7 protein-coding genes are annotated in these 8,227 nt (G+C 70.2%); 3 read left to right on the forward strand and 4 right to left on the reverse strand.

Translation table 11 applies throughout. The annotated features are described in order from the left end of the window. Nucleotides 1-38: 38 nt before the first annotated feature. The 4 genes from purL to purS all read right to left on the reverse strand — a co-directional run bounded on the left by purL (nucleotide 39) and on the right by purS (nucleotide 4,088). Nucleotides 39-2,285 carry a phosphoribosylformylglycinamidine synthase subunit PurL gene (purL, locus tag ACFSKW_RS11875; protein ID WP_379572211.1) on the reverse strand — a complete coding sequence of 749 codons (2,247 nt, stop codon included), beginning with the start codon at nucleotides 2,283-2,285 and terminating at the stop codon, nucleotides 39-41. Continuing rightward, nucleotides 2,282-2,965: a phosphoribosylformylglycinamidine synthase subunit PurQ gene (purQ, locus tag ACFSKW_RS11880; protein ID WP_379572213.1), complete on the reverse strand. Its 684-nt coding sequence runs from the start codon at nucleotides 2,963-2,965 to the stop codon at nucleotides 2,282-2,284. The genes purL and purQ overlap by 4 nt, the downstream gene beginning before the upstream one ends. A gap of 268 nt (nucleotides 2,966-3,233) precedes the next feature. Further along, complete coding sequence (locus ACFSKW_RS11885; RefSeq protein WP_358145192.1) at nucleotides 3,234-3,620, reverse strand: ATP-binding protein; 387 nt, start codon at nucleotides 3,618-3,620, stop codon at nucleotides 3,234-3,236. 222 nt (nucleotides 3,621-3,842) lie between these two features. Further along, nucleotides 3,843-4,088, reverse strand: a complete 246-nt coding sequence (purS, locus tag ACFSKW_RS11890) for a phosphoribosylformylglycinamidine synthase subunit PurS (RefSeq protein ID WP_379572216.1) — start codon at nucleotides 4,086-4,088, stop codon at nucleotides 3,843-3,845. A gap of 544 nt (nucleotides 4,089-4,632) precedes the next feature. Between purS and pdhA the strand changes: the two genes are divergently transcribed. The 3 genes from pdhA to ACFSKW_RS11905 are packed head-to-tail and all read left to right on the forward strand — an operon-like array spanning nucleotide 4,633 to nucleotide 8,215. Beyond that, nucleotides 4,633-5,724 carry a pyruvate dehydrogenase (acetyl-transferring) E1 component subunit alpha gene (pdhA, locus tag ACFSKW_RS11895; protein WP_379572217.1) on the forward strand — a complete coding sequence of 364 codons (1,092 nt, stop codon included), beginning with the start codon at nucleotides 4,633-4,635 and terminating at the stop codon, nucleotides 5,722-5,724. Continuing rightward, nucleotides 5,721-6,701, forward strand: a complete 981-nt coding sequence (locus tag ACFSKW_RS11900; RefSeq protein ID WP_379572219.1) for an alpha-ketoacid dehydrogenase subunit beta — start codon at nucleotides 5,721-5,723, stop codon at nucleotides 6,699-6,701. The genes pdhA and ACFSKW_RS11900 overlap by 4 nt, the downstream gene beginning before the upstream one ends. 14 nt (nucleotides 6,702-6,715) lie before the next feature. After that, nucleotides 6,716-8,215, forward strand: coding sequence for a dihydrolipoamide acetyltransferase family protein (locus ACFSKW_RS11905; protein ID WP_379572221.1), 1,500 nt, complete (start codon nucleotides 6,716-6,718; stop codon nucleotides 8,213-8,215). Nucleotides 8,216-8,227 lie beyond the last annotated feature (12 nt).

Consider the following 8,227-nt stretch of genomic DNA (forward strand, 5'->3'; position numbering starts at 1 on the left):
CGGTACGGCATGCCGTACCGGCCCCTGCGGGTGGGACCTCAGCCGAACAGCGCGGGCAGCGTGCCCGTGTGGACCTCGCGCAGCTCGGCGACGGGCACCTCGAAGACGCCCTCCACCACCAGCGCGTCACCGCCGGTCTCGCCGAGCCCGTAGCAGGGCACCTCGAACGACGCGCACAGCGCCGCGAACTCCTCGAAGTGCTCGGCCTTCACCGCGACCAGCGCCCTGGCCGACGACTCGCTGAACAGGTCGACGAACGGGTCGCCGGACAGCGCGACCTTCGCCCCGATCCCGTTGACCATGCACGCCTCGGCCAGCGCGATCGCCAGGCCGCCGTCGGACAGGTCGTGCGAGCCGGCCACCAGGCCCTTGGCGGCCGCCTCGACCATGACGGAGGCCAGGCCCCGCTCGGCTTCCAGGTCGGCCTCCGGCGGCAGGCCGCCGAGGTGGGAGTGGGCGACGTGCGCCCATTCCGAACCGCCGAACTCGTCGCCGGTCTCGCCGAGCAGCGCGACCCGCAGCCCCGCCTCCGTGAACCCGGAACGCACCCGCTTGGCGACGTCGTCGATGACGCCGAGCACGCCGACGACGGGCGTCGGGTGGATGGCCGCCGCCCCCGTCTGGTTGTAGAAGGACACGTTGCCGCCGGTCACCGGGACGCCGAGGGCCCTGCAGGCGTCGGCGAGCCCCCGGGTGGCCTCGGCGAACTGCCACATGACCTCGGGGTCCTCGGGCGAGCCGAAGTTGAGGCAGTTGGTGACGGCGAGCGGCCGCGCGCCCGTCACCGCGACGTTCCTGTACGCCTCGGCCAGCGCGAGCTGGGCACCCGCGTAGGGGTCGAGCTTGGCGTAACGCCCGTTGCCGTCGGTCGCGAGCGCGATGCCACGGGTCGTCGGCGTCGCGCCCTCCATGACCTCCGAGATGCGCAGCATGCCGGCGTCGGCCGGCTGGGCCAGCACCGTGTTGGAACGGACGTACCTGTCGTACTGGGAGGTCACCCACTCCTTGGAGGCGAGGTTGGGCGAGCCGAGCAACTGGAGCAGCGTGGCCCGCAGATCCTCGGGCCGCGGCAGCTCGACGACCTCGTTCAGCGCGGCCTGGCCGGCGGGCTCCTGGAAGGGGCGCTCGTAGACGGGGCCCTCGTCGGCGGCGGTGCCCGGCGGGATGTCGACGATGACCGAGCCGTCCCAGGTCATCACGAGCCTGCCGGTGTCGGTGACCTCGCCGATCACGACGGCGGGCACGTCCCACTTCTCGCAGATCGCCATGAACGCCGGGATGTCGGACGGGGCCACCACGGCCATCATCCGCTCCTGCGACTCGCTCATCAGGATCTCCTCGGGCCTGAGCGAGGAGTCGCGGAGCGGGACCAGGTTGAGGTCGACGTGCATGCCGCCGGTGCCCTTGGCGGCCAGTTCGGTGGTGGCGCAGGAGACACCCGCCGCGCCGAGGTCCTGGATGCCGACGACCACGTCGGCGGCGTAGAGCTCCAGGCAGCACTCGATGAGCAACTTCTCCATGAAGGGGTCGCCCACCTGTACGGCGGGCCGCTTCGCCTCGGACTCGTCCTCGAACGTCGCCGAGGCCAGCACGGAAGCGCCGCCGATGCCGTCGGGGCCCGTCGAGGCGCCGAAGAGCACGACCTTGTTGCCGGGGCCCGGCGCGGTGGCCAGCTTGATCTGGTCCTTGCGCAGCAGTCCCACGCAGAGCGCGTTGACCAGCGGGTTGCCGATGTAGCAGGGGTCGAAGACGACCTCGCCGCCGATGTTGGGCAGGCCGAGGCAGTTGCCGTACGACGAGATGCCCTCGACGACACCGGGCAGGACGCGCCGGGTGTCGGCCTGGTCGGCGCCGCCGAAGCGCAGCGCGTCCATGACCGCGATCGGGCGCGCGCCCATCGACATGATGTCGCGCACGATGCCGCCGACGCCGGTGGCCGCGCCCTGGTGCGGTTCGACGTACGACGGGTGGTTGTGCGACTCGATCTTGAACGTGGCGGCCCAGCCGTCACCGATGTCGACGACGCCCGCGTTCTCGCCCATGCCGACCAGCAGCGCCTCGGACTTGGGAGCCTTGGTGGCGAACTGCCGCAGGTGCACCTTGGACGACTTGTACGAGCAGTGCTCGGACCACATGACCGAGTAGATGGCCAGCTCGGAGGAGGTGGGACGGCGGCCGAGGATCCCCCGGACCCTGTCGTACTCGTCCTGCTTCATTCCCAGCTCGGCGAACGGCATCGCCTCGTCGGGCGTGTCGGCGGCCCGCTTCACGGTGTCGAGGTTCATGCGTTCACCAGCTTCTTGAGAATGGAGGTGAAGAAGCCGAGGCCGTCGGTGCTCGGCGCGCCGACCAGGTCCTCGACCGCGTGCTCGGGGTGCGGCATGAGGCCGACGATGTTGCCCGCCTCGTTCGAGATGCCCGCGATGTCGTTGAGCGAGCCGTTCGGGTTGCCGCCGAGGTAGCGGAAGACCACCTGGCCGTTGGACTCCAGCTCCTGGAGCGTCTCGGCCGAGGCGACGTAGCGCCCCTCACCGTGCTTGATCGGCAGCATCAGTTCCTGGCCCGCCGCGAAGTCGGCGGTCCACGCCGTCGAGGCGGACTCGACCTTGATGCGCTGGTCGCGGCAGATGTAGTGCAGGGAGGCGTTGCGGGTCAGCGCGCCGGGCAGCAGGTGCGCCTCGCACAGGATCTGGAAGCCGTTGCAGGTTCCGAGGACCGGCAGTCCGCCGCGGGCCGCGGGGATGAGCTGCTCCATCAGCGGGGCGAAGCGGGAGATCGCGCCGCATCGCAGGTAGTCGCCGTAGGAGAAGCCGCCGGGCAGGAAGACCGCGTCGACCCCCTTCAGATCGTGGTCGCCGTGCCAGAGCGGCACCGCCTCCGCGCCCGCCAGCCGTACGGCACGGGCTGCGTCCTGGTCGTCGAGAGTTCCTGGAAACGTGACAACGCCCACACGGGCAGCGCTCATGACTTTCGTCCCCTCCGGAGGAATGCGCACGCCACGCCACCGTCTCATTGTGTGGACGGCGGTCTGCGGCGGTTCCTCCAGGGTATCGGCTGCCGCCCGGTGCCCTCTCGCGCCCCTGCGAGCGTCCCGCTGGGGGAGCCGTGCGTCCAGCTCAAGGAGGCCGAGCGCCCCGCTGGGGGAGCCGTGCGTCCAGCTCAGGGAGGCCGAGCGTCCCGCTACGGGAGTCGTGCGTCCAGCTCGGGGAGGCTGAGCGTCCGGGGCCGGGATCTCAGACCGCGGCCAGCTCGCGGGGGCGGGCGCCTTCCTCGTCGTCCCACGCCAGGTGCTTGCGCAGGTGGACGGTGGTGCCCCGGCCCGGCGTGACGCCGAAGGAGATCTCGTCGACGACCGAGCGCATGATGAGCAGGCCGCGCCCGTTCTCCGTCTCGGGCGGCGGGTAGTGCAGCGGCATCGACGGCAGGCCGCCGCCCGCGTCGGCCACCTTCACGTCGCAGCGGCCGTAGCCGATCGACGCGCTCACTTCGTACCTGTTGGCGGGACCGCCGTGGCGCACCGCGTTGGAGCAGGCCTCAGACACCGCGAGCAGCATGTCGGAGATGCAGCTCTCGCTCACGCTGAGTGAGCGCATCGCGTCACCTAGCACTCGCCTGACCATCGGTATGCCGATCGCATCCCGGGGCAGCGCCAACGAGAACTCAATATCCACCGGACCCCTCCGGGTTCCAGAATCTCACCTGGAGGAGGTTTCCCCGTGAAATCAGGGCTAACCGCAAAATCACGTTGTTGTTATTTAGTGTTGGTAAGCCCGTGGGATTGTGGCATGGCGAAACCCGGCTTTAAGCCGTGATAGGGATTTCCCTGTGTCAAATGTGCTGTTCTACCCCTCGACCCTCACGGTGTACTCCTCGATCACCGTGTTGGCGAGGAGAGTCTCGGCCATCTTTCGGACGTCCGCAAGGGCGGCCTCGTCGGCCTCGCCCGCGAGCTCGAGCTCGAACCGCTTGCCCTGACGAACCTCGGAGACGCCGGAGAAGCCCAGGCGCGGCAGTGCGCGGGCGATGGCCTGCCCCTGCGGGTCGAGGATTTCCGGCTTGAGCATGACGTCGACGATGACGCGCGCCACGGCGCTCCTCCTGAAGGTGAAGTTCGGGTTGCGGCGTTCAGCCTAGTGCCCTGCCCGTGATGAACAGGCCCCGACCCCACCACCCGCCCGCCAGGGCTCGGTCACGTGCCCGGCGTTCCCGGAGGGGGCTCGCTTGAGCCGGCGTGGGCGTCGCGCCCTGCATCCCCTGAAACCCTGGAACCCGAGGATCCCCGTACACGCCTCATGTTCGTGCTCGCCGTTCAGGGGGACGGCCCACCGGAAAGCGCCGTCCCGCCGTACACCCGGGTATACCGGAGGGATACCACTGAGAAGATCCCGGCTTGACCATTCCGTTGGGAAGGTGAACCTCGCCCGGACGGAGGGGTTCCGCCCCTCGAAACGGGAAGGTTCGCAGGCGATCCATCGGGAACGGGGAGGGCATGGGGCTTGCGCGTAGGGCTGTGACCTCTGCCACGATGTCCCCAAACGCGTACGAACCACCACCAGATGGCCCGTACGCCGGAAAGGCCGGGAAAAGCATGGCAATCCCAGCGAACCGGCCCCGACCGCACAGGAGTGGCACGTGACCGTCGACGCCTCTCGTGGTGCAGAAGCACCTCCAGAGCTCGTCCAGTTGCTCACCCCCGAAGGGGAGAGGGTCGAGCACCCCGACTACGACATCGACCTGACGCCCGACGAGGTGAGATCCCTCTACCGCGACCTGGTGCTCGTCCGCCGCGTCGACCTGGAGGCCGTCGCACTGCAGCGCCAGGGAGAGCTGGGCATCTGGGCCTCGCTGCTCGGCCAGGAGGCCGCGCAGATCGGCTCGGGCCGGGCGCTCACCGACGCCGACATGGCCTTCCCCACCTACCGTGAGCACGGCGTCGCCTGGTGTCGCGACGTGGACCCGGTGAAGCTGCTGGGCCTGTTCAGAGGCGTGAACCACGGCGGTTGGGACCCCGCCGAGCACAACTTCCACCTCTACACGATCGTCATCGGCAGCCAGACCCTCCACGCGGTCGGCTACGCCATGGGCATCCAGCGCGACGGCGCCAACGCCGCCACGATCGCCTACTTCGGCGACGGCGCCACCTCCCAGGGCGACGTCAACGAGTCGTTCATCTGGGCCAGCGTGTTCAACGCCCCCATCGTCTTCTTCTGCCAGAACAACCAGTGGGCCATCTCCGAGCCGCTGGAGAAGCAGACGCGCATCCCGCTGTACCGGAGGGCGTCCGGCTTCGGCTTCCCCGGCGTCCGCGTGGACGGCAACGACGTCTTCGCCTGCCTGGCCGTCACCAGGAAGGCGCTGGAGGCCGCGAGGACCGGCCAGGGGCCGACGATGATCGAGGCGTTCACCTACCGGATGGGCGCCCACACCACCACCGACGACCCGACCCGCTACCGGGTGGCGAGCGAGCTGGAGGCGTGGAAGCTGAAGGACCCGATCGAGCGCCTGAAGGCGTACCTGTTCAAGAACGAGCTGGCCGACCAGGAGTTCATCGACTCCATCGAGGCCGAGGCCGAGGACCTGGGCGCCGACCTGCGCAGACGCTGCCTGGAGATGCCCGACCCCAAGCCGCTCGACATCTTCGACCACGTCTACAGGTCGTCCCACGCGCTGATCGACGAGGAGCGCGCCCAGTACGCCGCGTATCTGGAGGGCTTCGAGTCATGACCATGCTGACCCTCTCCAAGGCGATCAACGAGGGCCTGCGCAGGGCCATGGAGGACGACCCGAAGGTCCTCATCATGGGCGAGGACGTCGGCAAGCTCGGCGGCGTCTTCCGCGTCACCGACGGCCTGCAGAAGGACTTCGGCGAGGACCGCGTCATCGACACGCCGCTGGCCGAGTCGGGCATCATCGGCACCGCGATCGGCCTGGCCCTGCGCGGCTACCGGCCGGTCTGCGAGATCCAGTTCGACGGCTTCGTGTTCCCCGCCGCCGACCAGATCATCACGCAGCTCGCCAAGATGCCGCTGCGCTCGCTCGGCGCCATCAAGCTGCCCGTCGTGGTCCGCATCCCGTGCGGAGGCGGTATCGGCGCGGTCGAGCATCACAGCGAGTCGCCCGAGGCGTACTTCACCCACACCGGCGGCCTGCGCGTCGTCGCCTGCAGCAACCCCGCCGACGCGTACGCGATGATCCAGCAGGCCGTCCAGAGCGACGACCCGGTGATCTTCTTCGAGCCCAAGCGCCGCTACTGGGAGAAGGCCGACGTCGACACCACCACCACCGACTGGTGGACGCCCTTCGACCGGGCCTCCGTGGTACGGCAGGGCAGCGACGTCACGCTGCTCGCCTACGGCCCCATGGTCAAGACGTGCCTGGAGGCGGCCGCGGCGGCCCAGGAGGAGGGCCGCTCGATCGAGGTCGTCGACCTGCGCTCGCTCAACCCGCTGGACTTCCCCGCGGTCATGGACTCGGCCCGCAAGACGGGCAGGGTCGTGGTCGTCCACGAGGCGCCCGTCTACAACGGCTTCGGGGCGGAGCTCGCGGCCAGGATCACCGAGTCGTGCTTCTACCACCTGGAGGCGCCGGTGCTGCGTGTCGGCGGCTTCTCGACCCCCTACCCGCCGTCGAAGCTGGAGGAGCACTACCTGCCCGATCTGGACAGGGTCCTCGATGCCGTCGACCGCACCTTCACCTACTGAGAGGGGGACCTCGAATGCGTCGTGAATTCAAGCTCCCCGACGTAGGGGAGGGCCTGACCGAGGCCGAGATCGTCCGCTGGCACGTCAAGCCCGGCGACACCGTCAAGGTCAACCAGATCGTCGTCGAGATCGAGACCGCCAAGTCGATCGTCGAACTGCCGTCCCCGTGGGCGGGCGTCGTCGCCGACCTGCTGGCGGAGGAGGGGCAGACGGTCGACGTCGGTGTGCCGATCATCGCGGTCGACACCGGCGAGGCCCCTGCCGCCGGTACGGCCGCAGCCGCCCCTTCCACAGGCACGGCCGAGCCGGTCGGCCCGCACGAGGAGTCGGCCGAAAGGACCGCGGCGCTGGCCGAGGACCTGGTGCCGCGCCCGCCCGCGGAGGGAGCCGTCGAGCCGGGCGCGCACGGCAGCCCCGCGCCCAAGGAGGAGCGCACGCCCGTCCTGGTCGGCTACGGCGTCAAGACCGGCGCGGCCAAACGCCGCCCCCGCAAGGCCACCCCTTCCGAAGCCGGCACCACCCAGGCGCCGCCCGAGCCGGCCCAGCAGGCACCGGCACCGGCCCAGCCTGCGGTGGCGCCGGTTCAGCAGACGGTGGCGCCGGTCCAGCAGGCGCCGGCGCCCGGCAGAGTGAGCGTGCTCGCCAAGCCGCCGGTCCGCAAGCTGGCCAAGGACCTGGGCGTGGACCTGGCCACCCTGCGGGGCACGGGCCCGCAGGGCTCCATCACCCGTGACGACGTCCACACCGCCGCCCAGGAGCCCGCGCGCCAGGCGGCGGAGCCCGCACGGCAGCGGGCCGCGCTCGCCGCCCAAGACCTGGAGGAACGCATCCCCGTCAAGGGCGTGCGGAAGATGACCGCGCAGGCGATGGTGGCCAGCGCGTTCACCGCTCCACACGTCACCGAGTTCCTGCAGGTGGACGTCACCGAGACGATGGCGGCCGTCCAGCGGCTCAAGCAGCTGCCGGACTTCGCCGAGGTCAGGGTCTCGCCGCTGCTCCTGGTGGCCAAGGCCGTCCTGGTGGCCGCCCGCCGCCACCCGATGATCAACTCCACGTGGGACGAGGCCGCCCAGGAGATCGTGGTCAAGCACTACGTGAACCTCGGCATCGCCGCCGCCACCCCGCGCGGCCTGGTCGTGCCCAACGTCAAGTCCGCCCACGCGCTCGACCTGCCGGAGCTGGCGCGGGCGCTGAGCGAGCTGGCGGAGACGGCCAGGGCGGGCCGTACCCAACCGGCGGAGATGGCGGGCGGCACGATCACGATCACCAACGTGGGCGTGTTCGGCGTCGACACCGGCACCCCGATCCTCAACCCCGGTGAGTCCGCCATCCTCGCCTTCGGGCAGGTCAAGGACGCGCCGTGGGTGGTTGAAGGGCAGCTGGCCGTCAGGAAGGTGACCACGCTCGCCCTGTCGTTCGACCACCGCATCGTCGACGGGGAGCTCGGCTCGCTGTTCCTGCGCGACGTCGGCGCGATGCTGGAGGATCCGCTCCGCATGCTCGCCTGGAGCTGACACCGTCAGCCG

The organism is Nonomuraea mangrovi, from assembly GCF_042681425.1.
Lineage (GTDB): Bacteria > Actinomycetota > Actinomycetes > Streptosporangiales > Streptosporangiaceae > Nonomuraea > Nonomuraea mangrovi.